General features: G+C 60.6%; 1 protein-coding gene. It reads left to right on the top strand.

What is annotated here, in order from left to right:
• Positions 1-173: 173 nt before the first annotated feature.
• Positions 174-824, top strand: coding sequence for an IS1595 family transposase (locus PV773_RS25140; RefSeq protein WP_347968991.1), 651 nt, complete (start codon positions 174-176; stop codon positions 822-824).
• Positions 825-833: the final 9 nt, after the last annotated feature.

An 833-nucleotide genomic window follows, 5' to 3' on the forward strand; every position in this document is an offset into this window, starting at 1 on the left:
GGTAATGCCTATCGGAACTGGACCAAATCCTGGAGGATTTGGCCATGTCTCGATGCCGTAATTGCGGTTTTGGCTGGAGTTGGCGCCTTTCGGACGGTCGGCTGAAGTGCCGTCGCTGCAGGCGCCGTTGGCGTGAGAGGACGCTGTGGGAAGCTTCGCGGCTCGACAGCCGGGTGAAGACGGAACTGGTGCAGCGTTTTGTCTGGGGAGTGCCGGTGTATCGCCAGCGCTTCTCGCTTGTGGCGGGCCGACCGGCAACGGAACGGTTCTATCGCCTGATCCGCCTGGCGATGGCGCATGCCGAGCAGTTGCGCGAGCCGTTCGAAGGCAACCTCGAATGCGACGAAACCACCTTCGGCGGAGCCCGCAAGGGCAAGCGCGGCTGGGGTGCAGCCGGCAAGGTGATCGTCTTCGGCATCGTCAAGCGCAACGGCCTGGTGAAGGCCCAGCCGGTCCCTGCTCATGACCGGGCCTCCATCATGCAGGTCATCCAGGCGGAGAGCCGGGAGGGCTCGCTCTACTACACCGACGAATGGCAGGCTTACGCCACCCTGCGGCTCAGAGGCGACCATGTCGTCATCCGCAAGGAAAAGGGCCGGCCGCTCGGGCGTGACCACATCAATGGCATCGAGGGCTTCTGGTCCTACGCCAAGAACTGGCTTTATCCGTATCGCGGCGTGCCGAAAAAGTTCTTCCATCTCTATCTCGGTGAAACCTGCTATCGGTTCAACCACCGCGACGAGGACCTAAAACCATTGATCATCAAGCTCTTGAAGACCACAAACGTTGAGCAAACAGATCGAAATCCGGTCCAGTTCCGATAGGCATTACCT

Origin of the sequence: Mesorhizobium sp. CC13, from assembly GCF_039907765.1 — a bacterium.
Lineage (GTDB): Bacteria > Pseudomonadota > Alphaproteobacteria > Rhizobiales > Rhizobiaceae > Aminobacter.